This window comes from Pseudomonas sp. SHLD1 (genome assembly GCF_028640935.1).
GTDB classification, from domain to species: Bacteria; Pseudomonadota; Gammaproteobacteria; order Pseudomonadales; family Pseudomonadaceae; genus Chryseomonas; species Chryseomonas aestiva.
Map to the genome: position 1 here is coordinate 216,796 of NZ_JAQZAD010000032.1, position 25,219 is coordinate 242,014.

The 25,219-nt window shown below is 66.3% G+C and carries 22 protein-coding genes; 6 read left to right on the forward strand and 16 right to left on the reverse strand.

The window, feature by feature from the left end:
* Positions 1-112 precede the first annotated feature (112 nt).
* A complete protein-coding gene (hrpA, locus tag PVZ77_RS21875) occupies positions 113-4,138 on the forward strand; it encodes an ATP-dependent RNA helicase HrpA (RefSeq protein WP_273809545.1) in 4,026 nt (1,341 codons plus the stop codon).
* 234 nt (positions 4,139-4,372) lie between these two features.
* On the opposite strand, the gene PVZ77_RS21880 is transcribed toward hrpA, so the two are convergent.
* Positions 4,373-5,206, reverse strand: coding sequence for a DUF1206 domain-containing protein (locus PVZ77_RS21880; protein ID WP_273809547.1), 834 nt, complete (start codon positions 5,204-5,206; stop codon positions 4,373-4,375).
* A gap of 329 nt (positions 5,207-5,535) precedes the next feature.
* Here PVZ77_RS21880 and PVZ77_RS21885 point away from each other — a divergent pair, with 329 nt between their 5' ends.
* Positions 5,536-6,009, forward strand: a complete 474-nt coding sequence (locus PVZ77_RS21885; RefSeq protein WP_273809548.1) for a GreA/GreB family elongation factor — start codon at positions 5,536-5,538, stop codon at positions 6,007-6,009.
* A gap of 447 nt (positions 6,010-6,456) precedes the next feature.
* Here PVZ77_RS21885 and PVZ77_RS21890 read toward each other — a convergent pair whose 3' ends face one another.
* The 8 genes from PVZ77_RS21890 to PVZ77_RS21925 form a co-directional block, all read right to left on the reverse strand.
* Positions 6,457-6,762, reverse strand: coding sequence for a hypothetical protein (locus PVZ77_RS21890; protein ID WP_273809549.1), 306 nt, complete (start codon positions 6,760-6,762; stop codon positions 6,457-6,459).
* Positions 6,759-7,784: a TerC family protein gene (locus PVZ77_RS21895; RefSeq protein WP_273809551.1), complete on the reverse strand. Its 1,026-nt coding sequence runs from the start codon at positions 7,782-7,784 to the stop codon at positions 6,759-6,761. Before PVZ77_RS21895 ends, PVZ77_RS21890 begins: the two co-directional genes overlap by 4 nt.
* 143 nt (positions 7,785-7,927) lie before the next feature.
* Positions 7,928-8,359 carry an SgcJ/EcaC family oxidoreductase gene (locus PVZ77_RS21900; RefSeq protein ID WP_133859362.1) on the reverse strand — a complete coding sequence of 144 codons (432 nt, stop codon included), beginning with the start codon at positions 8,357-8,359 and terminating at the stop codon, positions 7,928-7,930.
* 163 nt (positions 8,360-8,522) lie between these two features.
* Positions 8,523-8,834, reverse strand: a complete 312-nt coding sequence (locus tag PVZ77_RS21905; RefSeq protein ID WP_273809553.1) for a DUF6482 family protein — start codon at positions 8,832-8,834, stop codon at positions 8,523-8,525.
* A gap of 125 nt (positions 8,835-8,959) precedes the next feature.
* Positions 8,960-10,012: a lipocalin-like domain-containing protein gene (locus PVZ77_RS21910; RefSeq protein WP_273809554.1), complete on the reverse strand. Its 1,053-nt coding sequence runs from the start codon at positions 10,010-10,012 to the stop codon at positions 8,960-8,962.
* Positions 10,002-12,461, reverse strand: a complete 2,460-nt coding sequence (locus PVZ77_RS21915; RefSeq protein WP_273809556.1) for an FtsX-like permease family protein — start codon at positions 12,459-12,461, stop codon at positions 10,002-10,004. Before PVZ77_RS21915 ends, PVZ77_RS21910 begins: the two co-directional genes overlap by 11 nt.
* Positions 12,458-13,132 (reverse strand): ABC transporter ATP-binding protein, encoded by a 675-nt coding sequence (locus PVZ77_RS21920; protein ID WP_273809558.1) that lies wholly within the window; start codon positions 13,130-13,132, stop codon positions 12,458-12,460. Before PVZ77_RS21920 ends, PVZ77_RS21915 begins: the two co-directional genes overlap by 4 nt.
* 63 nt (positions 13,133-13,195) lie before the next feature.
* The gene (locus PVZ77_RS21925; protein WP_273809559.1) at positions 13,196-13,486 is read right to left on the reverse strand and encodes a hypothetical protein; all 291 of its coding nucleotides are present in this window, start codon (positions 13,484-13,486) and stop codon (positions 13,196-13,198) included.
* Between the two features lie 255 nt (positions 13,487-13,741).
* Here PVZ77_RS21925 and PVZ77_RS21930 point away from each other — a divergent pair, with 255 nt between their 5' ends.
* The 3 genes from PVZ77_RS21930 to PVZ77_RS21940 all read left to right on the forward strand — a co-directional run bounded on the left by PVZ77_RS21930 (position 13,742) and on the right by PVZ77_RS21940 (position 15,507).
* Positions 13,742-14,515 carry an FKBP-type peptidyl-prolyl cis-trans isomerase gene (locus PVZ77_RS21930; RefSeq protein ID WP_133859356.1) on the forward strand — a complete coding sequence of 258 codons (774 nt, stop codon included), beginning with the start codon at positions 13,742-13,744 and terminating at the stop codon, positions 14,513-14,515.
* A gap of 150 nt (positions 14,516-14,665) precedes the next feature.
* Complete coding sequence (locus PVZ77_RS21935) at positions 14,666-15,130, forward strand: YkvA family protein (protein WP_133859355.1); 465 nt, start codon at positions 14,666-14,668, stop codon at positions 15,128-15,130.
* A gap of 5 nt (positions 15,131-15,135) precedes the next feature.
* On the forward strand, positions 15,136-15,507 hold the full coding sequence (locus PVZ77_RS21940; protein ID WP_273809561.1) for a hypothetical protein: 372 nt from the start codon (positions 15,136-15,138) through the stop codon (positions 15,505-15,507).
* 3 nt (positions 15,508-15,510) lie between these two features.
* Here PVZ77_RS21940 and PVZ77_RS21945 read toward each other — a convergent pair whose 3' ends face one another.
* Both PVZ77_RS21945 and PVZ77_RS21950 read right to left on the reverse strand, forming a co-directional pair.
* Positions 15,511-17,256 carry a bifunctional diguanylate cyclase/phosphodiesterase gene (locus tag PVZ77_RS21945; RefSeq protein WP_273809562.1) on the reverse strand — a complete coding sequence of 582 codons (1,746 nt, stop codon included), beginning with the start codon at positions 17,254-17,256 and terminating at the stop codon, positions 15,511-15,513.
* 92 nt (positions 17,257-17,348) lie between these two features.
* Entirely contained in the window at positions 17,349-19,430 is a 2,082-nt protein-coding gene (locus PVZ77_RS21950; protein ID WP_273809563.1) for a carboxy terminal-processing peptidase, read from the reverse strand.
* A gap of 237 nt (positions 19,431-19,667) precedes the next feature.
* Between PVZ77_RS21950 and PVZ77_RS21955 the strand changes: the two genes are divergently transcribed.
* Entirely contained in the window at positions 19,668-20,630 is a 963-nt protein-coding gene (locus tag PVZ77_RS21955; RefSeq protein ID WP_273809564.1) for an NAD(P)H-quinone oxidoreductase, read from the forward strand.
* Between the two features lie 550 nt (positions 20,631-21,180).
* Here the strand turns inward: PVZ77_RS21955 and PVZ77_RS21960 are convergent.
* Genes PVZ77_RS21960 through PVZ77_RS21980 form a run of 5 tightly spaced genes read right to left on the reverse strand, consistent with a single transcriptional unit; the run spans position 21,181 to position 25,216 of the window.
* Positions 21,181-21,834, reverse strand: coding sequence for an HAD family hydrolase (locus PVZ77_RS21960; RefSeq protein ID WP_273809565.1), 654 nt, complete (start codon positions 21,832-21,834; stop codon positions 21,181-21,183).
* Positions 21,831-22,820, reverse strand: coding sequence for an ABC transporter ATP-binding protein (locus PVZ77_RS21965; protein WP_273809567.1), 990 nt, complete (start codon positions 22,818-22,820; stop codon positions 21,831-21,833). Before PVZ77_RS21965 ends, PVZ77_RS21960 begins: the two co-directional genes overlap by 4 nt.
* Positions 22,817-23,602, reverse strand: coding sequence for an ABC transporter permease (locus tag PVZ77_RS21970; protein ID WP_273809568.1), 786 nt, complete (start codon positions 23,600-23,602; stop codon positions 22,817-22,819). Before PVZ77_RS21970 ends, PVZ77_RS21965 begins: the two co-directional genes overlap by 4 nt.
* The gene (locus PVZ77_RS21975) at positions 23,589-24,422 is read right to left on the reverse strand and encodes an ABC transporter permease (protein ID WP_183630406.1); all 834 of its coding nucleotides are present in this window, start codon (positions 24,420-24,422) and stop codon (positions 23,589-23,591) included. Before PVZ77_RS21975 ends, PVZ77_RS21970 begins: the two co-directional genes overlap by 14 nt.
* Complete coding sequence (locus tag PVZ77_RS21980) at positions 24,419-25,216, reverse strand: alkaline phosphatase family protein (protein WP_273809571.1); 798 nt, start codon at positions 25,214-25,216, stop codon at positions 24,419-24,421. Before PVZ77_RS21980 ends, PVZ77_RS21975 begins: the two co-directional genes overlap by 4 nt.
* Between the last annotated feature and the right edge of the window lie 3 nt (positions 25,217-25,219).

Sequence of the window (25,219 nt, forward strand, 5' to 3'; positions counted from 1 at the left end):
CGCAGGGGCGGGCAACCCGGCGGTTTTCCACCCGCCGTTCTTGTAAAGCCCCGCCGTACCCCCCAACTCTTTTACACTTACCGGTCCAAGCGACCGCCGTCGAAAGAGTTTCATGACCGATACCCCCTCCGTTGCCCGTCTCGCCGCCAACCTGGATCAGGCCTTCAACGCCGATCGCCATCGCCTGCGGCGCCAGCTCCAGGCCCTGCAGAAACAACCTGATCCCGTCCGCGAAGCCCAGTGGCTGGAGCGTTTCCAGGCGTCCTGCGCCAAGGTCGAGGCGCGGCGTGCCAGCGTGCCGCGCATCCGCTACGACGACGCCCTGCCGATCGCCGCCAAACGCGAGGAGATCAAGCGCGCCATCGCCGGCCATCAGGTGGTGGTGATCGCCGGCGAGACCGGTTCCGGCAAGACCACCCAGCTGCCCAAGATCTGTCTGGAACTGGGCAGGGGTGTGCAGGGGCTGATCGGCCACACCCAGCCGCGCCGCCTGGCGGCGCGCAGCGTGGGCGCCCGGGTGGCGGAGGAACTGGGTTCGCCGCTGGGCGAACTGGTCGGCTATCAGGTGCGGTTCGAGGATCAGAGCACCGATGCCACCCTGATCAAGCTGATGACCGATGGCATCCTGCTGGCCGAAACCCAGCACGACCGCTTTCTCGAGCGCTACGACACGATCATCGTCGACGAGGCCCACGAGCGCAGTCTCAACATCGACTTCCTGCTGGGCTTTCTCAAGACCCTGCTGCCGCGTCGCCCCGATCTCAAGCTGATCATCACCTCGGCCACCATCGACCTTGAGCGCTTCTCCAGGCACTTCGACGGTGCCCCCATCGTCGAGGTGTCCGGGCGGACCTATCCCGTGGAGACCTGGTACCGCCCGCTCAGCGCCGAGGTGGATGAAGACGGCGAACGGCTGGTGGACGATCTCTCGGTGGACCAGGGCATCCTCCAGGCGCTGGACGAGATCGAGGCGCACGAGCGCAGCGTCGGTCAGCGCCCGGGCGATGTGCTGGTGTTTCTCCCCGGCGAGCGCGAGATCCGCGACTGCGCCGAGGTCCTGCGCAAGGCCCAGCTGAAATTCACCGAGGTGCTGCCGCTCTATGCGCGACTGACACCGGCCGAGCAGCAGAAGATCTTCCAGCCGCGTCCCGGGCGCAAGATCGTGCTGGCCACCAACGTCGCCGAGACCTCGCTGACCGTGCCGGGCATCCGCTACGTGATCGATAGCGGTACGGCGCGCATCAGTCGCTACAGCTACCGTGCCAAGGTCCAGCGACTGCCCATCGAAGCCATCTCCCAGGCCAGCGCCAACCAGCGCAAGGGGCGTTGCGGCCGGGTCGAGCCAGGCATCTGCATTCGCCTCTTCAGTGAAGAGGACTTCCTCGGTCGACCGACCTTTACCGATCCGGAGATCCTGCGCACCAATCTGGCGGCGGTGATCCTGCAGATGCTGCATCTGCGCCTGGGGCGCATCGAGGATTTCCCCTTCATCGAGCCGCCGGATGGCAAGGCGATCAAGGACGGCTTCACCCTGTTGCAGGAACTCTCGGCGGTCGATGTCGAAGGCAGCCTGCTGCCCCTGGGGCGGCAACTGGCGCGCCTGCCCGTCGATCCGCGTCTGGGGCGCATGCTGCTGGAGGCGACCGAGCAGGGCAGTCTCGCCGAGGTGCTGATCGTCACCAGCGCCCTGTCCGTGCAGGACCCGCGCGAGCGCCCGGCCGATCGCCAGACCCAGGCCGATCAGGCCCATGCCCAGTGGAAGGACCCGGATTCGGACTTCGCCGCCCTGGTCAATCTCTGGCACGGCTTCGAAGAGCAGCGCCAGGCGCTGGGTTCCAACGCCCTGCGCAGCTGGTGCCGCAAGCACTTCCTCAACTACCTGCGGCTGCGCGAATGGCGCGATGCCCATCGCCAGCTGACCCTGCTGTGCCGCGAACTGGGGCTCCAGGTGCGCAAGGCCGAAAGTGCCGCGCCAGCCGCCGCGGAGGGCACCCACAAACCCGCGCCGACCACCGACAAGCACGTCAACGCCAAGGCCCAGCAACAGGCCGAGGCCAGCGAGGCGGCGGTGCGTGCCCGCGGTTACGCGGCGCTGCACAAGGCCATTCTGGCCGGCCTGCTCAGCCAGATCGGCCAGAAGAGCGAGGACGGCGATTACCTGGGGGCGCGCCAGCGGCGCTTCTGGATCCATCCCAGCAGCGTCATCGGCCGCAAGAAACCCACCTGGATCATGGCCGCGGAGCTGGTGGAGACCACCAAGCTGTTCGCCCGCATGGTGGCCAAGATCGAGCCGGACTGGATCGAGCCGGTGGCGGGCCACCTGGTCAAGAAGACCCACCTCGAACCCCACTGGGAGAAGAAGCGCGGCCAAGTGGTGGCCTATGAGCAGGTCACCCTCTATGGCCTGATCGTGGTCGGCCGTCGCCCGGTGCATTTCGGTCCCATCGATCCGCCTGCCGCCCGCGAGCTGTTCATCCGCGAAGGCCTGGTACGCGGCGAGATCAACAGCCGCGCCAAGTGCCTGGCCGCCAACCGGGCGCTGCTGGAGCGACTGGACGAACTGGAAGCCAAGGCCCGCCGCCGCGATATCCTCGCCGACGAGGAAACGCTATTCGACTACTATGCCGCGCGTCTGCCGGCGGACGTCTACCAGACCGCCACCTTCGACAGCTGGTACCGCCGCGAAAGCGCCAGGCAGCCCGATCTGCTGATCATGCGCGAGGAAGACGTTCTCGCCCGGGAAGCCAGCGAGGTCACGGCTGCCCAGTATCCGGACACCCTGCGCCTGGGCGAGTTGACCCTGCCGCTGTCCTACGAATTCGATCCGACTCATCCGCGTGACGGCGTCACCCTGCGGGTGCCGGCGCCGCTATTGCCACAGCTGCCGCCCCAGCGCCTCGATTGGCTGGTGCCGGGGTTGCTGTATGACCGCTGCGTGGCCCTGGTGCGCAACCTGCCCAAGGCGCTGCGCAAGAACTTCGTGCCGGTGCCGGATTTCGTTCGCGCGGCGCTGGACAAGATCCCCTTCGGCGAGGGCTCGTTGCACGAGGCCCTGGGGCGCGAATTGCAGCGCATGACCGGCGCCCGTATTCCCGACGACGCCTGGCCGGAGGCCGAAGCCGGCCTGGATCCGCACCTGCGCATGAATCTCGAGGTGGTCGATGCCCAGGGCAAGCCGCTGGGCGAGGGCCGCGACCTCGCCGAGGTGACTGCGCGCTTCGCCCAGGAAAGCCAGGCGGCCCTGGCGCTGCCGACGCAGAAGCGCCAGGAGCAGCGTCCGGTGGAGGCCAGGGCCTTCGCCGAGGTGGCGGCCAAGACCCAGCAGCAGGTGGCGGGGCTGTCGATGACGGTCTATCCGGCCCTGGTGGATGAGCAGGGCACGGTGCGCGAAGGCCGCTTCGCCACCCAGGCCGAAGCCCGTTACCAGCACCGCCGCGCGCTGCAGCGATTGCTGCTGCAGCAACTGGCGGAACAGGCCAAGTTCCTGCGCGGCAAGTTGCCGGGGCTCACCGAGCTGGGCCTGCTGCACCGCGAACTGGGACGACCGGAAGCCCTGGTGGAAGACATCCTGCTGGCCAGCCTGGATGCGGCCATCCTCGCCGATGATGCCGAGCTGCCGCGCGATGGCGCCGGCCTGGCCTCGCTGGCCGAACGGCGCAAGGCGGGCTGGACCGAGCAGGCCGAACGGATCGCGCGCCTGACCCTGGAGATCCTCAAGCTCTGGCATGGCCTGCAGAAGAAATTCAAGGGCCGCATCGACCTGGCCCAGGCGGTGGCCTTGAACGATATCAAGGCGCAACTGGCCAGCCTGGTCTATCCCGGTTTCGTCCGCGACACGCCGCTGGAATGGCTTAAGGAATACCCGCGCTACCTCAAGGCCATCGAGCAGCGTTTCGACAAGCTCGGCGGCCAGGTACAGCGCGATCGCGTCTGGAGTGGCGAGCTGGCCGGACTCTGGGAGCAGTACCGCGCTCGCGCTGCCAAGCATGGCCAGGAGGGCAAGCGCGACGCCAACCTGGAGCTCTATCGCTGGATGCTGGAAGAGTATCGGGTATCGCTCTGGGCCCAGCAGCTGGGCACGCGCATGCCGGTGTCGGACAAGCGGCTGAACAAGCAGTGGAGTCTGGTGGAGGCCTAGCTGGCCATCCATCGGCGGCGCCGCCTGGAAGATATTCGAGCGACCGTCCGTAAACCGCTGGGCCGCGCTGTCTAGTCGGCAATGAGATGTTGCCGCTGGGCGCGGCTGAGCGTCTCCCGGTGTGGACTGGCGCTCGCCAACCGTCTTTCGATCCCCGTCCGGACGATTACTACGTGGTCCGGACGGGCAGCCACCCAGCCACTGGCGCGCGCTGTACGAACGTCCGGCGCGGGTCTAGCGCGGCAGCACCTGGCGCAGCGATCCGCCCACATCCGGCAGGTCCATCTCGATGCGCCGCCACCAGGCTTCCGCGAAGCTGTAGAGGGCAAAGGCGATCAGGCCCAGACCTACCACCGACAGGACCAGTCCGCCGAAGGGCAGATTCTGCAGGCCGTTCAGGGCGTCCTTCATGCCCGGCGGGTGCAGCGCCTGGTAGCGCGAGCCGCTGACTACCAGCAGGACGGCAATCTCGACGAACGCCACGCCCCGAGCGATCAGGCCGAAGCGACCGATGGGCCGGATCAGGCGCAGCTGTTCCGGACTGGCTTCCAGATAACGCTCGAAGCTGGCCTTCCAGCCTTTCACGAAATGGGCGAGGCCTACGCCCAGGGGGATCAGTGCGGCGACGTAGACCAGCAGATTGGAATAGCGCCAGCCGAGGATCGTCTGCAGCAGGTCGTTGGTTTCCCCACCTGAGCTACCGCTCTGGCGCAGACCGCTGATAAGCAGGCCCAGGGCGAAGAAGGCCAGGGCGCCGTAGGTGATGCCGCCCACCAGCAGGCCGGCGCGGATCACCAGCCCCTTGGGCTTGCTGCCATGATCGTCGACATCGCGGATAGCCTGGAGGATGCGCCAGGCGGCGAAGGCGACCAGTCCGACCACCACCAGGCCGACCAGGAAATGCCCGAAGGGCTGGGCGAGCAGGGCCTCCAGGCTGTCGTGGCTGTCCGCCGGTTGGCCGGAGCCGCGAGCGGCCAGCAGCGCCAGGACGCCGATGATGAGGTAGACGAGACCGCGGGCGGCATAGCCGCCGCGGGCCAGAAGGGTGAGTCCGGTACGGGTGTGCATCTGTTATGTCCTGTTACATCGTGCCTTGTACTGACCGGCGGCCCGCGCGCGGGTTCTGGTGGGCGGACAGGCGCACCGGGGTGCTGGCGGGACGCGGCGTTAGGCCTTAGGCTCGTTGCGAAAAATGCCTGCGCTCGGTGACGCTTCGTTGAAAAAGGCCTGGATCGCCAGCCCGGTCGGAATGATCATTTACCTCTCGTAAACTCGGTCGCGAGCCCGGTCCGCTTCCTCAGCTTTTTTCGTGGGGCCGCCTAGGCCTCGCCTGACCGTCGCTCGGCGACTTTTCGTACCGAGCTTCGGCTCGCACCCTTTGCCCCGGCGACCGTTTCATGGATAAAGCTCGACTGCTTCCCCTCATTCTTCAGGCCCTGGAAGCCGACCGTGACGTCATCAGCCAGCAGCTGGCGGCCAGCCACGAGGCGGCCACCCACAGCGAAAGCAAGGCCGAGAACAAGTACGACACCCGCGGTCTGGAAGCGGCCTACCTGGCCGATGGTCAACGCCGCCGTCTGCACGAGATCGAGCTGGCCCTGGCCGCCTACCGGGCGCTGACACCCGTGGCCATGAGCGACGGCATTCGCGTCGGCGCCCTGATCGAGCTGACCACCGCGACGGCCAGTCGCTGGCTGTTCCTCGGTCCGGATGCGGCGGGACTCAAGGTCAGGCTGGATGGCCACGATGTCCTGGTGATCTCGCCCCGCGCACCCCTGGGTCAGGCATTGCTCGGGCGGGAGGAGGGCGATGAGGTAGCGGTGACCGTGGAAGGCAAGATGCACCGGCAGGAGATCCTGGCGGTATTCTGAGCCTCAGCCCAATACCTTCCGCCCTGGTACGGGCCTGTTGGGCTTCGACAATGGAGCCGTCTCAACCCAACCTAAGATCCTCGCCTCTGGATGACCTGTCGTAGGTTGGGTTGAGCGTCAGCGAAGCCCAACAGGCCTCGCGTCGGTGCGGCCCCTGTTGGGCTTCGACGAGGGAGCTGTCTCAGCCCAACCTACGATCATCCGCTGGATGACCCGTCGTAGGTTGGGTTGAGCGTCAGCGAAGCCCAACAGCCTAGCGTCGGTGCGGCTCCTGTTGGGCTTCGACGAGGGAGCCGTCTCAACCCAACCTACGATCCTCGCCTCTGGATGACCTCTCGTAGGTTGGTTAAGCGTCAGCGAAGCCCAACAGGCCTCGCGTCGGTGCGGCCCCTGTTGGGCTTCGACGAGGGAGCCGTCTCAACCCAACCTGCGGGCATGGCTGAAGGCTCAGGCTTCGACGCCCTCCACCGGCCGGTTGGCCTTGGGCGGTGCTGCCTCTTCCGTCTCCTGCTTCGGCCGGTGCTGATCCAGCCAGGCGCGGCCCTGATTTTGGGCCTCGTCGACCTTCCTGTTCAGCTCGTCGAGGGTGCCGCCGAGGGTTTCCCGCGCCTGTTCACGGGCGGCTTCTTCCACCTTGGCGGCGAAGCTGTCCGCCGCCTTCTCGGCACTGTCGCAACCGCCGAGACCGAGTAGCAGGAGGATGCCGGCGAGTCCGAGGATGGCTCTGGTAGTTATGGTCGTCCGCTCCTTCACGAAGGCCTGTTCAGGGAGTCGCGCGGTTCATGACCCACAGCGGTGGGCTTGGCCTCGCTGCGGGTCTTGTACAGCGACACCAGCACGCCACCGGCCAGCAGGCCCAGGGTCACGCTCAGGGAGATCGCCGGGGGGATCTTGCCGATGATGCCCACCAGGAAGATCTTGCAGCCGATGAACACCAGTACCAGCGCCAGGGCGTACTTGAGATAGGCGAAGCGATGGATCATCGCCGCCAGGGCGAAGTACAGGGCGCGCAGGCCGAGGATGGCGAAGACGTTGGAGGTGTAGACGATGAAGGGATCCTGGGTGATGGCGAAGATCGCCGGCACGCTGTCCACCGCGAACACCAGGTCGGCGCACTCGATCACGATCAGCGCCAGGAACATCGGCGTCACCCAGAGCACCGTCTTGCCGCTGGCATCGGGCTGGCGCACGAAGAAATGCTGGCCGTGCAGCTCGTCGGTCACCCGCAGCTTCTTGCGCAGGAATTTGATGAAGAAGTTGTCGTCGAGCTTGGGCTCTTCGTCCACCTTGGCGAACAGCATCTTGACCCCGGTGATCACCAGGAAGGCGCCAAAGACATAGAGGATCCAGTCGAACTGGTGGATCAGGGCGGCGCCCAGGCCGATCATGATGGCGCGCAGCACGATCACCCCGAGAATGCCCCAGAACAGCACCCGGTGCTGGTATTCCCGCGGGATGGCGAAGAAGCCGAAGATCACCGCCATGAGGAAGACGTTATCCATGGACAGCGACTTCTCGATCAGGAAGCCGGTAACGTAGTCGAGACTGGCGTCGGCGCCCTTGAGCTGCCAGACGAAGAGGGCGAACAGCAGGCCCGCGGTGATGTAGCCGGCGGACAGCAGCAGGCTCTCCTTGACCTCGATGGGCTTGTTCTCCTTGTGGAGGACACCCAGATCGAAGGCCAGCAGGGCGATGACGACGGCGAAGAAGGTCAGCCACATCCAGGTGGCGGTGCCGAGGAAGTCGGCGAAGAAGAATGCATGCAGGGCGTTCATGAGCCCCTCCTTAGTCAAGTTTCAAGACTATGACTCGACATGGCGGCACATACCGTCAGAGGGGCCCGGGTCACCAGGACAGGATTTCGAACTCGCGCACATTCGGCAAGGATTGCAGTTTTACAAAATGCAACCGCTCTGGATCAGGCCTCTCGGGAGGAATGGTGGCCGGTGATCAGCCAGCGGCCGTCGATCTGCTCGAAGGTGAAGAGAAAGCGTGCGGGCACACTGATGACCTGCTCGCCATCGCGATAGTGGAAGACATAGAGGCCGCCGACCACCACGGTGCTGAGTTTGCTGCTGACCCTCTTCTTGAAGATCTCCACGTCGCACACCAGCCCCTCGTTGGCGAGGAAATTGCGGAAATATTCGCGCCGGCTGTCCTCGCTGTCCCGCACCTCGTTGGAAAGCGTCGGCACCAGGATGGCGTCGGGCGCATAGAGCGCAAGAATCGCTTCCACATCGCGGGTGGCGACGGTCGCCGCCCAGGTGTGCAGCGCAGCCTTGGCCCCGGCGAGGCAGGCGATCTCTTCGTTGGAGCGGGCAGGCGCATGGGCAGGACTGGCAACGGACATGGCGTTATCCTCAAGCGAGCGTAAAATTGTTATAATATAACAATAGGCCCTGGACGGGTACGTGGCATGGCCAGATCGCTAGGGAATGACGCCGGTCGGGGAGGTCTTTGTCATGACGGGGAGGCGTCGCCGTCGGCAGCCGGCGACGGCAGAGGAGTGCGGCTCAGCGATTCTCGATCTTCGAGCGCAGCGGGATCTCTTCGCGGGAGTCGGTCTGGCTCACCGGCTGGCCGACCATCTCTTCATAGACCGCTGGCTGGGCGATGAACAGGCGCACCTCCTTGACGTCGTCGAGGATACGCCGGGCTTCTTCCACTGAGGCCACGTGCAGGGTCGCGCCCTTGTCGTCGGCGACCGGTACCGAGGTGCCTTCCACCAGGGCATGGATGACGTAGGAGCCGCCTTCCATGGACAACAGATTGACTTCCTTGACCGCGCCGGCCTTGACCTGCTGATTCAGCTCTTTGACATTCATCGACACACCTCGGTTATCACGCTAACGAGCCCTGCGCGACGGCAGGGGTAGGTAAGGATTCGAGGCGGGAGCAGGGGTGGGAGTTCCGATGCGAGATGCGGTCAGGGCGCGTTTCGCAGCTTTTATCAGTACCCCGTCATTTCCAGATAGCCCACCCCCTTGGCGCTGCCCTCCACCCTGACCGGACCTTCCCAGTAGGGCGTGCCCAGGGCCATCCAGGCATCGGGGTTGACCGCCGCGATATGCAGATCGAGCTGCCGCCCCGGCAGGGCGATGGACCAGCGTACCGGCACCTCGCGTCCGGCGACGCTGTGGGTGGACTCCGGTGCCAGGCGGATATCGCCGGGTTGCAGGGGCTGGTTGTGGCCGTCGGCGCTGATCAGGTTGCCGAACAGATAGTGCTGGCCGTCGGCCTGGCGCAGGCGATAGAGCATCAGTTGGCGACCGTCGTCCAGATGCAGGGAAAACCAGTCCCAGCCGAGCTGGTCCGCGGCCAGGTGCTGGCTGCTCCATTCGCGGTCCAGCCAGGCCAGGCCCTTGACCGGCACGCGCCGGCCTTCGATCTGCAGCTCGCCTTCGGCCTGGAAGAAGGGCTGGCTGTAGTAGTAGGACGCCTGGCCGCTGGCGGATTTGCGACTCACCCCGCCTTCGCCCTGGAGCACCAGCGGACCGGTGGCGGCGAGTTCCAGCCGATAGGCGAAGCCCGGACCCTGGGCCTGAACCTCGGCACGTCCGCTCAGGTCTCCGCTCAGCCGCCAGTCGTCGATCCAGGCGGAAAAGGGTGCGGCGGTCACCCCGGCCTGGCCGATGCCGCCGCGGCCCTGGGTCTGGGCGGAGAACTGGCGAGTTTCGCTGGTAAGACCGGCATGGCCCAGCCAGAGGTTGCCGTTGCTCCAGCCGGGCTGGTCGGCGCCGGGGCGCAGGGCACTGCGGAACAGCGTCCATTGCACGCCGTATTGATGGCCCTGGGCATCGCTGAGATTGGCGGTGACGTACCACCATTCGATGCGGAAATCCGGGTGGGCGCCGTGATCGGCCGGAAAGCTGAAGACCTTGCCCGGCACCACCGCGGCGAAGTTCTCGCTGCCCTGGCCGAGGCCGGCGAAGCCCGCGGACGGCGGCTGCTCGTCGCAACCGGTGAGCAGCAGGAATGCGACCAGCAGGACCTTAGCGTTCATTACCGAGTTCTCGCAGCAGATCCAGTGGTTGACTGCGCTGCAGCCGAAGCAGGGGCCAGGCGGCCGCCAGCAGGGTCGCCAGCAGGGCAATGGCGGAGAGCGCCAGCAACTGGCGCGGAAAGACCTGCAGTGGCAATCGCCAGCCGAAAGCCTGGACATTCACCACCGCCACCAGGCACCAGGCGAGCAGGATGCCCAACGGGATGGCCAGCGCCAAGGTCAGCAGGGCGAGTCCCAGCAACTGGCCCAGACTGAGCAGGATCAGCCGAGGACGCTCGATGCCCAGCGCCCAGAGCGGCGCGAACTGGCCGAGACGGCGTTGCGCCTGGCCGAGCAGGGCGATGAACAGGGCGAGACCGGCCACCGCCAGGGTCAGGGCATTGAGCGCCGCAGTGGCGCTGAAGGTGCGCTCGAAGACCTGGTCGGCATAGCGCCGCAGCTGACCCTGGTCGATGGAGTGACTGGCGTCCAGCCCGAAGCGCTGCTGCAGCTGGCTGCGCAGGGCCTCCACCTGCGCCGGCGCCATGCGGACGACGATACGCACCAGGGCGGCATCCGGCCACAGCGCCCGCAGCCGGGCCTGGGGCAGCAGCAGGTGGCCGCGCGGATTGCCATAGTCGGCATAGGTGGCGAGCACCGGGGCGGACCAGCGACCCTGGCTACCCTGCAGCTCCACCCGTTGGCCCTTGACCACCCCCAGGCGGCGGGCCAGTTGCTCGCTGAGCATCAGGCCGTCACCGGCGAAGAACGGCGTCCAGGCCTCGTCGCCGGCATCGAGCAGCGGCCAGTGTCGCCGATAGAGATCGGCGTCGAGGATACCGCTCAGGGTGGACGGCTGGCCTTGAATCCCTGTCTCCTGTTCGTACACCGGCAGTACCGCGCGTACGCTGGGCTGTCGGGGCAGCCAGTCGAGCAGGGTCGCCGCCTGGGCGGCGTCCTGCGGGCGCAGATAGAGTTCGGCGGCCAGGCGCTGGTCGAGCCAGCCATCGAAGGTGCGGCGAAAACCCTCGGTCATGCTGCCGGCGCCGACATTGGCCGCCAGGGCCAGCAACAACGCCATCAGCGCCTGGGACAGTCCGGGCAACTGCTGCCGGGCGTCGGCCAGAAACCAGCGCGAAAGCGGCCGCCTTGCCCGCTTCAGCAAGAGATCCAGCAAGGCGCTCAGCACCGGCGGCAACGCCAGCGCGGCAGCCAGCAGCAGGCAACCAAGCAGGGCCAGGCCGCTGGCCAGGCTGTTGCCGCCCAGCCAGAGGACCAGCGCCGCCAGGCCCACCAGCAGGGCACCCAGCGCCTGGCGACGCAGCCAGCGGCCATGGGCGGCGCGCCAGGCCTCGCCCTGGGCCAGGGCCAGCAGCGGTAGCCGCGCCGCGCGCCATAGACCATCGGCACCGGCCAGCAGGGCACCCCCGAGGCTGAGGCCGACGCCGGCGAGCCACCAGGCTGGACTCAGGGTCAGGCTGCCGGCGATCTCGGCGCCGTAGAGGCCGCGCAGGCTGGCCGCCACATCGGGCAGCAACAGGGCGGCCAGAAGATAGCCACTGGCAACCCCCAGGGCGCCCGCCACCAGGGCGATCAGCGCCAGCTCCAGGGTCAGCGCCAGCACCAGGGTCGCGGCCGACAGGCCACAGGCGCGCAGGGTCCGCAGCAGGGCCCGGCGCTGTTCCAGCGCCAGCCCGGTCGCGGCATGGACGATGAACAGGCCGACGGCGAAGGCCAGCAGGCCGAGCGCCAGGAGGTTGAGGTGGAAGCTGTCGGTCAGGCGGTCCAGTTCGGCGCCCTGGTCGTTCTCCACCCGTTGCAGATTGACCCCGTCCAGGGTGGGCAGGGCACGCTGGAAGGTCTTTGGCAGGATCAGCCGGGAGAGCTGGTCTGGCGCATCCAGCAGACGCTGGGCCTGGCCGATGTCCAGGACCAGGGTGCCGGGCGCCAGGCCGGGACGCGGCTGCAACGGTGGCAGCGCCAGGCCATCGGCGCGATGCAGCACCTCGCCGGCCTGCAGCCGCCATCCACGCAGCGTTTCCGGCGCGATCCAGGTGGTCCCGGTCGGACTGAGGAAGTCGAACAGGGCCTCGGGCGGTGCGCTGGCCGCCACGCCCCGATCGCTCGGCAGACTGACCGGTTCGATGCCCAGCAGTGGCAGGGCGCCCTCGCGCTCGGCCAGGGTCAGGCGCCCCTGCAGGACGGGCGATACCGGCCAGCCCTGGCGGCGCAGTTCGACGAACAGCGACTGGGGAAAGCGCTTGCCGTCGCGGGCTTCAAGACCCGACTGGTCGGCGCCGAAGAGGGCGCGGGCCTGGGCATAGCTCTGGCGGGCCTGGGCATTGAGCGCCAGCACGCCGGTCAGCAGCGCGGTCGCCAGCCACAGGCCGGCGACCAGGCCGGCGAGTTGCAGCGGATGGCGCCGCCAGTGACTGACCAGGCTGTGCAGACTCCAGTAGAGCAGCCTCATGGCTGGCTCACGGCCGCGCCGCCGAGACGTCCGCGTTCCAGTTGCAGGGTACAATCGAGATGACTGGCGATACGCGCGCTGTGGGTCACCATCAGCAGGCTGCTGCCGGTCTCGGCCACCAGTTCCAGCAACAGGGCGAGGGCCTGGTCCCCGCTGGCTTCGTCGAGATTGCCAGTGGGTTCATCGGCGAGCAGCAGGGGTGGCCGGGAGGCGAGCGCCCGGCCGAGGGCCACGCGTTGCTGCTGGCCACCGGACAGCTGTTCCGGATAGCGTTCCAGCAGGGCGATCAGGCCCAGGCGTTCGGCCAGCTCGGCTTGCCAGCGCGGATCATGGCGCCCGGCCAGTCGCGCCTGGAAAGCGAGATTGTCGGCCACCGTCAGACTGGCGATCAGATTGAATTGCTGGAAGATCAGCCCGATGCCCTCGCGACGCCAGGCGGCCAGAGCGCGCTCGTTGAGACTGGCGAGTGCCCGGCCCGCGGCCTGGATATCGCCTCGGTCAGGCCGGTCGAGACCGGCGACCAGGTGCAGCAGGGTGCTCTTGCCACTGCCGGATTCGCCCATGAGCGCCAGACTCGCGCCCCGCGCCAGGCTGAGGTCCACGCCGCGCAGGACCGGCAGCGGCCCCTGGGGCGTCGGATAACTCTTGTGCAAATCGGTGATGGTCAGCATCGCGCCTCCAGCGCCGGTCGTGGTCTGCAATCGACCGGGCGCGGGCGGCGACGTTCAGCGCGGCTAGCGGCGCTTGGCCTTGCCCTGGCCGGCTTTTTCGTCTTCCTCGCGCTGCAGGCGTTCGCACTTGCGCACCATGTTCAGGTAGTACACGGCGCTGCCGGCGAACAGGATGATGGGCAGCGCCAGGGACATTTCCAGGAGGCTGCCGGGGAAGGCGCTGGGCACCCAGTGGTGATAGAGCAGGATGCCGATCGCCAGCAGCACCGAGTACAGCAGGCCATAGCCGGCGGCCTTGCGCGATTCGCGGGCGAGGTCGAGGGGCGGGCGATTCAGATCGTTGGGCTCGAACATGGAGGTCTCTGGCAGGCACTGAAGAAGGCGCTAGTCTAGCGCCTGGACTCGCGTCGGTCGCCACTGCTCGGGCACCCCGGACAAGACGTCGCAGGGGCGGCCCGCCGCTCGTTCACGCGATGTTCAGGCAGACCTAAGCTTGAAATCTTATCCTTTGCAGCCATTTAGAGGCCTGACGATGGCAAGCGAGCAGGTCTCCTTGTAAGCTCGATCAGTTATTTGAACGCGCACAATGCGCACGGATAAGGAATCAACATGAAACAGTATCGGTTGGCAGCAGCGGTGGCCCTGGTGGGTCTGGTTCTGAGCGGCTGCGACTCCAAGCCCAAGGTCGAGCTGGAAAGCCCGGCCCAGAAGGCGTCCTACGGCATCGGCCTGAACATGGGCAAAAGTCTGGCCCAGGAAGGCATCGATGACCTGGATCCCAAGGCTGTTGCCCTGGGTATCGAGGACGCCGTTGGCAAGAAGGACCAGAAGCTGACCGATCAGCAGCTGACCGAAGCCTTCGCCGCCCTGCAGAAGCGCGCCGAAGAGAAGATGACCAAGGTCAGCGAAGACAACGCCAAGGCGGGCAAGAAGTTTCTCGAAGAGAACGGCAAGAAGCCTGGCGTGATCACCACCGCTTCCGGCCTGCAGTACGAAGTGGTCAAGAAGGCCGACGGCCCGCAGCCCAAGCCCACCGACGTGGTCACCGTGCACTACGAGGGCAAGCTGGTCGACGGCACCGTGTTCGACAGCTCCATCAAGCGTGGCACCCCGATCGACCTGCCGGTCAACGGCGTGATTCCGGGTTGGGTCGAGGCGCTGCAACTGATGCACGTCGGCGAGAAGATCAAGCTGTACATCCCCTCCGAGCTGGCCTACGGCGCCCAGAGCCCGAGCCCGGCGATCCCGGCCAACTCTGTGCTGGTGTTCGATCTGGAACTGCTCGGCATCAAGGACGCCGCTGCCGCGGACGCCGAAGACGCCCCGGTCGCTCCGGCTGCCGATGCGCCGGCCGCTGCCGAAAAGGCCCCGGCCAAGAAGTAAGCCGCTCCCGCTGTACCAGACGCCCTGCCTTGCAGGGCGTTTTACGTTGCGCGGCGGGAAACCCTGACGCAGCGGTGCGATCAAAGCTGGGATGCAAAGCCCTGTGCCAAAGGGGGCGCTGCCCATCGTTCTCCATTGCTCGAGGTGTCCATGAAGCCGCCGAAGAATTTTGATCGCTATCTTGGTATCGCCCAGCGCCTGCTGATCCGCGGTCGCCTGCCGGCGCTGCTGCTCGGCGTCGCGCGCAAGACCAGCAAGCGTGGACTCAAGCTGGGCGAGGCCCGTGAGACCCTGGGGCTGTTCCATCAGTTGCTGCTGGCCTGGTGGCGTGGCGAGTACCGCGGGGTCAGCCGCAAGACGCTGCTGACCGTGGCCGGCGGCCTGGTCTATTTCCTCCTGCCCATCGACCTCATTCCCGACTGGGTACCCATGTTCGGTCTGCTCGACGACCTCGCGGTCCTGGCCTGGGTCGGCAAGGCCTGCAGCGACGAGCTGGACGGCTTCCGGGCCTGGCGCGCCAACCGTACCGCGAGTCAGCAGGCGGCCCTGGCCGCGCTGCCCGACCGGCACGAACGGCCGGCGGCGGGTGTCGCCCTCGATCAGCTGCGGGACTGAACGGCTTGAGCGTACGCATCAGTCGCCAGCACTGGCTGGCCTTGCTGGATGAACTGGAAAGTGCGCGGCGCAGCCGCAGCCTGCTGACCTATCGTTCGGTGATCGAACGGCTGGGACTGCCCCAGCCGGCGATGGTGACCCTGACCACGGCGTTGGAGTACCTGGCGGCCCTTGATCGTCGCGAGGGCCGGCCGCTGCGCAGTGCCCTGGTGGTGAGCCAGAGCGGTACGCGCATCCCTCGTGAAGGTTTCTTCGACTGCGCCCTGCGCCTGGGTGTCCTGGACGGCTCGCCGCCGGTGAGCGATGCAGTCAGCTGGCACGCGGCCGAGGTGACCCGGGTGTTCGACCACCGCTATCCCGACCATCGCCTCGAATAGGATTCAGGCCCGCATCAGATGCAGGCTGTAGCCGGGTACCCTCTTGGCATTGCGCTTGGCTTCCGAGGCGAGGCCGGCCAGGCCGCTGGCATCCACCCGCTTGCCGGCCTCCTTGTCCAGCTCCACGACCCCCAATGACAGCGACAGCAGCGGATACTCGCGGCGGCGGCCGTCTCTGTCGTAGGCGAGAAAGCAGCCGGCTTCCAGGTGCTCGCTGCGATAGAAGTGCCGGCAGCGCTCTTGGAAGCCTGCCATCAGGCCGTTGAGTCGCTGGCGCCAGTCCGCGGAACCCAGCACCACCAGAAAGTCGTCGCCACCGATATGGCCGACGAAGTCCTGTTGCGGATCCAGGCGTTCGGAGAGGGTCTGCGCCAGGGAGAGCAACACCTCGTCGCCCTTGGCGTAGCCATAGAGATCGTTGAAGGGCTTGAAGCCATCGATGTCGACGTAGCACACCACGGCTTCGCGCTGCTGATCCAGCAGGCGCGTGAGGCACTGCTGGATGGGCACGTTGCCGGGCAGCTGGGTGAGGGGGTTGGCGTGCTTGGCCTGCTGGATGCGCTGCTCGGTGATCAGCCGCAGGACATCCATCACCCGACCGACCCCGACATAGCGGCCGCCCTCGGTGATGATGAAATCCTCTTCGATGCGCTGGCGTGCCCGCGCGGTGAGCAGGCGGCTGACCTGCTGCAGCGACTGGTTGGTTTCGGTGGCCAGGAAATCCTGGCTCATCAGCCGGGCGATGGGCTTGCGCGCGAACACCTCGTGGGCGAAAGGCTTGAGCAGCGCCGAACTCAGCTCGTGATGATGAACGATGCCCACCGGGCGATCGTCCTCGTCCACCACCGCCAGGGTATTGAGGCTGGGTTGCAGGCGGAAGCGCTCCAGCACCTCGGGGATCAGCATGTCCTGGCCGACCGCGACCTGCTCGACCCTGAGGCTGGCGACGGTGGTCGCTTCCTCGGCGAAGTCGGAGCTGCGGGTGGTTATCACCGGCAGCAGGGTCTGGATCTCGCGCGGTGGGGCCGCCGTCGGGCGGCCCAGCAGATAGCCCTGTACCAGATCGACGCCCATGCTCGCCAGGGTCGACAGCTCTTCGTGGGTCTCGATGCCCTCGGCGATCACCTGGGCCCGGGAGGCTTCGGCCATCTTCAGGATGGAGCCGACGAATTCGCGTTTCACCGCATCGCGGTGGATGGATTCGATGAAGTGCCGATCGATCTTGACGAAATCCGGGCGCAACTCCGACCAGCGCCGGAGGCTGGAATAGCCTGCGCCCAGATCGTCGAGGGCGATGGAGAAGCCCATGGCACGGTAGTGGTGCAGGGCGGTGGCCAGCAGCGCGAAGTCATCGATGGGCGCCTGTTCGGTCAGTTCGATCACCACCTGGGCCGGCGAGAGCCCCAGACGCTGCAGCAGCTTGAGGGTCTGGCCCGACTGATGCGCCGGCTCCAGCAGTGTTTCCGGGCAGACATTGAGAAACAGCAGGCCATCCAGGGCCAGTTCGCGAAAGGGCTGGCAGGACTGCTGGCGGGCGGCGATTTCCAGTTCGGACAGCCGACCGGCCTGGCGCGCGGTGGCATAGAGGGGCAGCGGGGATTGCAGCGGAGTATTGGAGGCGCCACGAATGAGCGCCTCGTAGCCCAGGATGCGTCGCTCGCTCAGCGAAACGATGGGCTGAAAGAGCGAATGCAACTCGCGGTTGGCGAGAATGCGATCCAACACCCCAGCCTGGTCGTTAAGCGTCATGGTTAGCCTGCAGGAACCCAGAAACGAAAATGCCCGGGGGTCGCACTTGGCGACCCCCGGGCATTTCACGACAGAGATATGACGCTTTGATGTCAGCGCTTGGGTGGCGTCTGGCTCAGGTCGAGATAGTCCAGCAGCACATGACCCGACTCCATCAGGTAGGCGTCGTCCTGCGGCTTGGTCTTGTCGTCGTCGATCGCCGGGTTGTCCTCGTCGATCTTCTTCAGCTCCTTGAGCGGGGCTTCACCCTTGCCCTGGCGCCGCTGGTTTTCCATGGCCAGCTGGCGATTGTCCAGGGCGGTCTGCTCGGCCCGGCGCTTCTGCTCGTTGAGGCTGACGGTGGTGTCCGCCGCCAGCTCCTGGGCCAGCTTCAGCCGCTCGCGAGCGAAGATGAAGTCGGGATCCTTCTGCACCCGCACGTCATGGCGCTTGACCAGTTCCGGCAGGTAGTTGGCGAAGGGATTGCTCAGGCCGGTCACCGCCGGGGCGATGGTGTCCCAGGGCATGGAGTCGGGCAGGGCGCTCTCGCCGATCTGCTTGGTGTCCACCACCGCCGGGTAATCGATGTCCGGCAGTACGCCCTGATGCTGGGTGCTCTGGCCGGAGACGCGATAGAACTTGGCGATGGTCAGCTTCAGCTCGCCATGGTTCAGCGGCTGGATGGTCTGCACGGTGCCCTTGCCGAAGGTCTGGCCGCCGACGATCAGCGCGCGGTGATAGTCCTGCATGGCGCCGGCGAAGATCTCCGAGGCCGAAGCGGACAGGCGATTGACCAGCACGGTCAGGGGGCCCTTGTAGAAGGCGCCGCCTTCGTCGTCGGCCAGCACCTCGACCTTGCCGTCACCATTGCGCACCAGCACGGTGGGACCCTGATCGATGAACAGCCCGGTCAGCTCGGTGGCTTCCTGCAGCGAGCCACCACCGTTGTTGCGCAGGTCGAGGACGATGCCGTCGACCTTTTCCTTCTGCAGCTCGCCGATGAGCTTCTTCACGTCACGCGTGGTGCTCTTGTAGTTCGGATCGCCCGCGCGATAGGCCTTGAAGTCCAGGTAGAACGCCGGCACGTCGATCACGCCGAGCTTGTAGTGCTTGCCCTCGTGGGGCACGTCGATCACGTGCTTCTGCGCCGCCTGCTCTTCGAGCTTGACCGCTTCGCGGGTGATGGTGACGATCTTGGTCTTCTGGTCGTTCGGCGCATTGCTCGCCGGGATGATCTCCAGGCGCACCTTGGAGTTCTTGGGCCCGCGGATCAGCTTGACCACCTCGTCGAGGCGCCAGCCGATGACATCGACCATTTCGCCGTCACCCTGGGCGACGCCGACGATCTTGTCGGCCGGAGCGATCTGCTTGGACTTGTCGGCAGGGCCGGCCGGGACCAGGCGCAGGATCTGCACGTAGTCGTTGTCGTTCTGCAGCACCGCACCGATGCCTTCCAGCGACAGGCTCATGTTGATGTCGAAGTTCTCCGCGCTTTCCGGCGAGAGATACTGGGTGTGCGGGTCGTAGGACTCGGCGAAGGCGTTGATGTAGGTCTGGAAGACGTCTTCGCCACGGGTCTGGTTGAGGCGCGCCAGCTGATTCTTGTACCTCTTGGTCAGCTGCTGCTGGATCTGCTGGTCGGTCTTGCCGGACAGCCGCAGGCGCAGCACCTCGTCCTTGAGCTTGCGATGCCAGAGATCGTCCAGCGCGGCGGTGTCCGCCGGCCAGGCCGCCTTCTCGCGATTGGTGTTGAAGGACTCGTCGACACTGAAGTCGAGCTTGCCGATGCCGGCGTTGAGCAGGCCAATGCCGTAGTTCAGCCGCTCGGTCATGCGCTGGGCATAACGGCGGTAGATGGCGAAGCCCGGTTCGAGATTGCCCTGCTTGAGGTAGTCGTCGAAACGGGTGCGCGAGGCATCGAATTCGCGGATGTCGGCGGCATTGAAATACAGCCGGCCGGGATCAAGCATCTTCAGATAGCTGTCGTAGATCTTGATCGACTGGGCATCGTTGAGCGGCGGCTTGCTGTAGTGGTGCCGCTTGAGCAGTTCGACGATGTTGAGGCTGGCGATGACCTGGTCGCGGTCGGGTTGCAGTTTCTCGGCGCCTACCGGCGCGTTGGGCTTGGCGAAGAGGGGCGTTGCGCTGACGCCAAGCAGGACAACGAGGGCGGTACGGGACAAGAGCTGCTTCATGTGTATTCGACTAATGCACGGAAAGGAATAGGCTATAGGCCCTTCCCGGCCCGGGCGGTTCCGCGGCCAGGGGAAGTATGACGGGCGCTGACGAAAGTCGTCTGACGGCGGTCTGAAGGGTAGCGGCGATCGGAGGGGAAGGCTGTGACAGCCCCGCGTCTTCCGGTCCGCTCGACTCCCGCAGAACCCGCCGGCGCAGGCGCTTTTCGTCAAAGCCTGAGCCACTATGGAGGCACCGTGAACGCATTGCAAGGTATCGAAGGGCAACTGGAATGGCAGTCACTGAGCGCTCGCGCTCTGGCGCCCGGGGAAATTCGCATCAAGGTGGCGGCCGCCGGTCTCAATCGTGCCGACCTGCTGCAACTGGCCGGCAACTATCCGCCGCCACCCGGCGCGCCGGCGACCCTGGGCCTCGAATGCGCCGGGGTGGTCAGCGAGACCACCGCGGATTCGCGCTGGCAGGTGGGTGATCGCGTCTGCGCACTGCTGGCCGGCGGCGGGATGGCCAGCGAGGTGGTGGTGGATGGGCGCCAGGCCGCTTCCGTGCCGGAAGGGCTGTCGCTGATCGAGGCCGCGGCGCTGCCCGAGGTCTGGGCGACCGCCTGGAGCAACCTGTTCGATCTGGCGGCGCTGCAGCCGGGCGAAAAGGTGCTGCTGCATGCTGGTGCCAGCGGTGTCGGTTCGGCCGCCATCCAGCTGTGCAAGGCCTTCGGCAATCCCTGCTGGGTCAGTGTCGGTTCCCAGGATCGCCTGGCGCATTGCGAGCGCCTCGGCGCCGAGGGCGGGGTGCTGCGCAAGACCGATCTGGAAGGCCTGCGCGATTTCGCTCCCTTCCACGTCATCCTCGATCCGGTGGGGGCGAATTATGCGTCGCTCAACCTGGACCTGCTGGGCCAGGATGGACGCTGGGTGCTGATCGGCCTCATGGGCGGTCGTCAGGCCGAGATGGATCTGGGCAAGGTGCTGGGCAAGCGCATCCGCATCATCGGCTCGACCCTGCGCAACCGATCCGTGGAATTCAAGGCGAAGACCATGAGATCCCTGGAAGCCAGGGTCTGGCCGCTGTTTGCCGAAGGCAAGCTGAACGTCAATCTGGAACGCCGCTTCGCCGCCCAGAACGCCGAAGCCGCCTTTGCCGCCCTGGAAAGCAATGAGGTGAATGGCAAGGTGGTGCTGGTGCTGGACGAGGGGCTGGAGTGACCTTCTAGGCATCGATACCGCGGCTACTGCGGCCGCTCGTACGGTCCGCCGTAGGTTGGGTTGAGCGCAGCGAAGCCCAACAGGTGTTGCCTGGAGCCGACATTGTTGGGCTTCGACGATAAAGCCGTCTCAACCCAACCTACGAGGACGGCGGCAACCTGTGGGCGCGTTCGTAGGTTGGCTTGAGCGCAGCGAAGCCCAACAGGGCTCGCTCGGAGCCGGCATTGTTGGGCTTCGACGATGATAAAGCCGTCTCAACCCAACCTACGAAGACGCCGGCAACCCGGAGGAACGGCCGTAGGTTGGGCTGAGCGCAGCGAAGCCCAACAGCGCTCGCTCGGAGCCGGCGACGTTGGGCTTCGACGATGGAGCCGTCTCAACCCAACCTACGAAGACGCCGGCAACCCATAGGAACGGTCGTAGGTTGGGTTGAGCGCAGCGAAGCCCAACAGGTGTCGCCTCGAGCCGGCGACGTTGGGCTTCGACGATGGAGCCGTCTCAACCTAACCTACGAAGACGGCGGCAACCTGAGGAGTGGCCGCGATGCGAGTTAGCGCCAGCTCAGGATCGGCCAACCGGCCTGTGCCGCGCGTTCGCGCAGTACCGGATCCGGGTTGACCGCGTGCGGCTTGCCCACCGCTTCGAGCAGCGGCAGGTCGTTGCGCGAATCGGAGTAGAAGCTGGCGGTAGCCAGCAGGCTACGGTCGCCGCCGAGCAGTTCCAGCAGCCGGGTCAGCTTGCCTTCGCGAAAGGTCATGACACCTTCCACCTGGCCGCTGTAGACGCCGTGGCTGACCTGCAGGTCGATGGCCAGCACCTCTTCCACGCCCAGGCGTTCGGCGATGGGCTCCACCAGATGCACCCCGGAGGCCGAGACGATGATCACCCGGTCACCAGCGGCGCGGTGGGCGGCGATGCATTTCATGGCGTCGCTGAAGATCAGCGGTTCGATGACGTCCTCGACCCAGGGACCGACCTCGAAATCCACCTCTTCGGGCCTACGGCCCACCAGGGGTTCGAGGTGGAAGGCCATGTAGTCTTCCATGGCCAGTTCGCCCTGGGCGTAGGCCGCCATCAGCTCGCTGTCGCGCCGCACGAAGGACTCGCGGTCGACCCAGCCGAGCACGCCCATCTGCTGGCTCCAGAGGCTGGAACAGTCACCGTCGATAAGGGTTTCGTCGAGATCGAAAATCGCCAGGGTCATGCCACTTCTCTCAGGCTGTCGGAATCGACGGCCAGGGTGACGGCTGTGCCGTTCGCCTGCAAGGCCGAAGGGCCATGGTTGAGAACGTCGACATTGAGTTCGCAGGCTTCGGTGGCGATCCGGTAGCGGATCACGTTGCCCAGCAGGCTGTGGCCGACGATACGGCCACTGAAACCACCGGCGACGCCAAGCCTTATGGCCTCGGGTCGAATCGCCACCTGTCCCTGGAAGGTCTGGCCGAACAGCCGGCTGGCCTGGTCGGCGCTGAGCAGGTTGTAGTTGCCGATGAAGCCGGCGGCGAAGGCATCCACCGGCGCGGTGTAGAGGGTCTCGGCATCGCCGCTCTGGACGATGCGCCCCTCGCGCATCAGCACGATGCGATCGGACAGGGTGAGGGCTTCTTCCTGGTCGTGGGTGACGAATACCGTGGTCAGGCCCAGCTCCTGCTGGATGGCGCGAATCTGCTCGCGCAGGTGGCGACGGATGCGGGCATCCAGCGCCGAGAGGGGTTCGTCCAGCAGCAGCAGCCGCGGCCGCACGATCAGCGAGCGGGCCAGGGCCACCCGCTGGCACTGGCCACCGGAGAGCTGGTGTGGATAGCGCGTGGCGAAGCCCTGCAGTTCCACCAGGGTCAGGACCTCCTGCACGCGCTGCTGCACCTCGTCCCGTGCCAGGCGCTGCATGCGCAGGCCGAAGGTGACGTTCTGCTCCACCGTCATGTTGGGAAACAGCGCGTAGCTCTGGAACACCATGGCGATGCCGCGGCGCTGCGGTGGCAGCCGGGTGATGTCCTGGCCGGCCAGCACGATGCTGCCGCGGTCGACCTCGGTGAGTCCGGCCAGGCAGCGCAGCAGGGTGGACTTGCCGCAGCCCGAGGGGCCGAGCAGGGTCACCAGTTCGCCCTGTTCGGCATGGAAGTCGATGTCGGTGAACAGGGTGTTGGCGCCGTAGCGCTTGTGCAGTCCCTTGACCGCGAGATAGCTCATGTCCGCTCCCGATTCAGGCGATTGGCGATCCAGGTCAGCAGCAGGACCGCGAGGAAGTAGGAGATCACCAGGGCGCTGGTCAGGTGGCCGCTGCCGTTGCGCAGGTTGTAGAGATAGATCTGCAGCGTCTCGTAGCGCGTTCCCACCAGCAGGTTGGCGAAGACGAATTCGCCGATGAGAAAGGAGAAGGACAGGAACAGCGCCACCATCAGTCCGGTGCGCAGATTGGGCAGCACCACCAGCAGGGCGGCGCGCCAGGAGCTGGCGCCGAGCAGGTGGGCGGCGTCCATCAGGTCGCGCAGATTCAGCGCCTGGAGGTTATTGCTGATGGCGCGATACATGAAGGGCAGGGCGATGGTGAAGTAGCAGAACACCAGGATCCAGGGCGTGCCGGTCAGCGGCAGCGGACCGCTCGCGTAGAGCTGCAACAGACCGACCGCCGAGACCACCGGCGGTACGGCGAAGGGCAGCAGGATCAGCACGTTCATCAGCGCATCCAGTCGCGGAAAGTGATAGGCGACGGCGAACATGGCCGGCAGGATCAGCACGCAGGACAGCGCCAGGGCGCCAAAGCAGATCGCCAGGGAGCGACCGAAGGCGGCGAGAAAGCGCGGCTCGCTCCACAGCTGCAGGTACCACTTGAAGGTGAAGCCCGCCGGCAGCAGGGTCGCCGACCATTGGGTGGACAGGGAATAGACGAGGGTCGCGGCCAGGGGCGTGAGCAGGATCAGGAACAGGATCCAGACCACTGTCCGGTGATAGAGGCGCTCAGTTCTGGACATGCCGACTCCGCCGTAGCAGCCACTGATGGACGAGGGTGATCAGGGTCATGAAGGCCACCAGCAGCATGGCCAGCGCCGCGGCCAGGTTGGGCTCCAGATAGATGTCGCCGGACACCAGGGCGGCGATGCGCACCGGCACCACGTTGAAATTGCCGACGGTAAGGGCATACACGGTGGCGTAGGCGCCCAGGGCGTTGGCCAGCAGGATGATGAAGGTACCAACCAGCGCCGGGCTGAGCACCGGCAGGCCGATGTGCCGCCAGTACTGCCAGGTGCCGGCGCCGAGCAGCGCCGCCGCGTCGCGCCAGTCCTGCTTGAGGGCTTCGAAGGCGGGGAACAGCAGCAACACCCCCAGGGGAATCTGGAAGTAGGTGTAGATGAGGATCAGGCCGCCCTTGGTATAGAGGTTGAACCCTTCGATCAGTCCGAATTGCTTGAGCGCCAGGGTCAGGCAGCCGTTGATGCCCAGCAGGATGATGAAGGCGAAGGCCAGCGGTACCCCGGCGAAGTTGCTGGTCATGTTGGTGAAGGCCACCACGAAGCTGCGCAACCGCGAATCGACGCGGGTCAGCGAATAGGCGCCGAGCAGGGCGATGAGCAGCCCGCAGACGCTGGACCAGAGCGAGATCTCCAGGGAGAAGCGGATGGCCTGCAGGTAGAAGGGCGAGCCGAGGATCTCGGCGTAGTTGCCGAGGCCCCAGCCGCTCTCGCTGGAATTGAAGCTGTTGAAGGCGATCCAGGCCAGAGGCGCCAGCTGGAAGGCGCCGAACACCAGCAGGAAAGGCAGGATCAGCAGCAGGGCGAGCCAGGGCCGCTTCATGCCAGCAACTCCCGGCACAGGGGCTTGTCGTGGGCGAGGCCCAGCAGCGTGCAGACGGTGCCGCAGAGCTCCACCTGGCGCGGTGTGGCCTCGCCCAGGGAGAAGCCCGCGCCGAAGACGAACAGGGGCACCTCGCGTTCTTCCGGAAGCGTCCCGCCGTGGCTGCGGTCGTCGTTCATGCCGTGGTCGGCGGTCACCAGCACCTGGTAGCCGGCGTCCAGCCAGGCGGGCAGGTAGTGGGACAGCAGGCCGTCGGCGCGGCGCGCGGCATTGCGGTATTCGGGGCTGGAGAGGCCGTGCCGGTGACCGGCATCGTCGATGTTCATCGGATGCACCAGCAGGATGTCCGGCGCCTGGGTCAGGCGCAGGTGCTCGGCGTCGTCGAACAGATGGGAATCCGGGTAGTGGTCGGCGTAATAGAAGTGACCGTGCTGGATCGGCAGGGCGGGGTTGCTGACGTGCCGGTCCCGCGCCCGATCGAAGGGACTGCGGTTGTAGAGTTCGCTGACCCAGTGATAGGCCGCCGCGGCCGTGGTGAGGCCGGCGGCCTGGGCCAGATGGAAGAGGCTGATCTGGTTGGACAGCCGATCCACGCCATTGTGGACGATGCCGCTGCTCACCGGGGGCACCCCGGTGAGCAGGCATTCGTAGAGCGGACGGGAGAGCGAGGGCAACTCGCACTCCAACCGGTAGAGGCGACCCCGGCCAGCCAGGCAGAGCGCCTGGAGAAAGCCGAGTCCGTGTTCGGCGACCCTCAGCGCGAGTCCGTCCAGCACGACCAGGATGACCTTCATGGC

What these genes read in the sequence shown, in the direction of transcription:
- hrpA (WP_273809545.1), top strand. Translation starts at nt 113, where the DNA reads ATGACCGATACCCCCTCCGTTGCCCGTCTCGCCGCCAACCTGGATCAG.
- PVZ77_RS21880 (WP_273809547.1), bottom strand. Translation starts at nt 5,206, where the DNA reads ATGCACACCCGTACCGGACTCACCCTTCTGGCCCGCGGCGGCTATGCC.
- PVZ77_RS21885 (WP_273809548.1), top strand. Translation starts at nt 5,536, where the DNA reads ATGGATAAAGCTCGACTGCTTCCCCTCATTCTTCAGGCCCTGGAAGCC.
- PVZ77_RS21895 (WP_273809551.1), bottom strand. Translation starts at nt 7,784, where the DNA reads ATGAACGCCCTGCATGCATTCTTCTTCGCCGACTTCCTCGGCACCGCC.
- PVZ77_RS21900 (WP_133859362.1), bottom strand. Translation starts at nt 8,359, where the DNA reads ATGTCCGTTGCCAGTCCTGCCCATGCGCCTGCCCGCTCCAACGAAGAG.
- PVZ77_RS21905 (WP_273809553.1), bottom strand. Translation starts at nt 8,834, where the DNA reads ATGAATGTCAAAGAGCTGAATCAGCAGGTCAAGGCCGGCGCGGTCAAG.
- PVZ77_RS21910 (WP_273809554.1), bottom strand. Translation starts at nt 10,012, where the DNA reads ATGAACGCTAAGGTCCTGCTGGTCGCATTCCTGCTGCTCACCGGTTGC.
- PVZ77_RS21915 (WP_273809556.1), bottom strand. Translation starts at nt 12,461, where the DNA reads ATGAGGCTGCTCTACTGGAGTCTGCACAGCCTGGTCAGTCACTGGCGG.
- PVZ77_RS21920 (WP_273809558.1), bottom strand. Translation starts at nt 13,132, where the DNA reads ATGCTGACCATCACCGATTTGCACAAGAGTTATCCGACGCCCCAGGGG.
- PVZ77_RS21925 (WP_273809559.1), bottom strand. Translation starts at nt 13,486, where the DNA reads ATGTTCGAGCCCAACGATCTGAATCGCCCGCCCCTCGACCTCGCCCGC.
- PVZ77_RS21930 (WP_133859356.1), top strand. Translation starts at nt 13,742, where the DNA reads ATGAAACAGTATCGGTTGGCAGCAGCGGTGGCCCTGGTGGGTCTGGTT.
- PVZ77_RS21935 (WP_133859355.1), top strand. Translation starts at nt 14,666, where the DNA reads ATGAAGCCGCCGAAGAATTTTGATCGCTATCTTGGTATCGCCCAGCGC.
- PVZ77_RS21945 (WP_273809562.1), bottom strand. Translation starts at nt 17,256, where the DNA reads ATGACGCTTAACGACCAGGCTGGGGTGTTGGATCGCATTCTCGCCAAC.
- PVZ77_RS21950 (WP_273809563.1), bottom strand. Translation starts at nt 19,430, where the DNA reads ATGAAGCAGCTCTTGTCCCGTACCGCCCTCGTTGTCCTGCTTGGCGTC.
- PVZ77_RS21960 (WP_273809565.1), bottom strand. Translation starts at nt 21,834, where the DNA reads ATGACCCTGGCGATTTTCGATCTCGACGAAACCCTTATCGACGGTGAC.
- PVZ77_RS21965 (WP_273809567.1), bottom strand. Translation starts at nt 22,820, where the DNA reads ATGAGCTATCTCGCGGTCAAGGGACTGCACAAGCGCTACGGCGCCAAC.
- PVZ77_RS21970 (WP_273809568.1), bottom strand. Translation starts at nt 23,602, where the DNA reads ATGTCCAGAACTGAGCGCCTCTATCACCGGACAGTGGTCTGGATCCTG.
- PVZ77_RS21975 (WP_183630406.1), bottom strand. Translation starts at nt 24,422, where the DNA reads ATGAAGCGGCCCTGGCTCGCCCTGCTGCTGATCCTGCCTTTCCTGCTG.
- PVZ77_RS21980 (WP_273809571.1), bottom strand. Translation starts at nt 25,216, where the DNA reads ATGAAGGTCATCCTGGTCGTGCTGGACGGACTCGCGCTGAGGGTCGCC.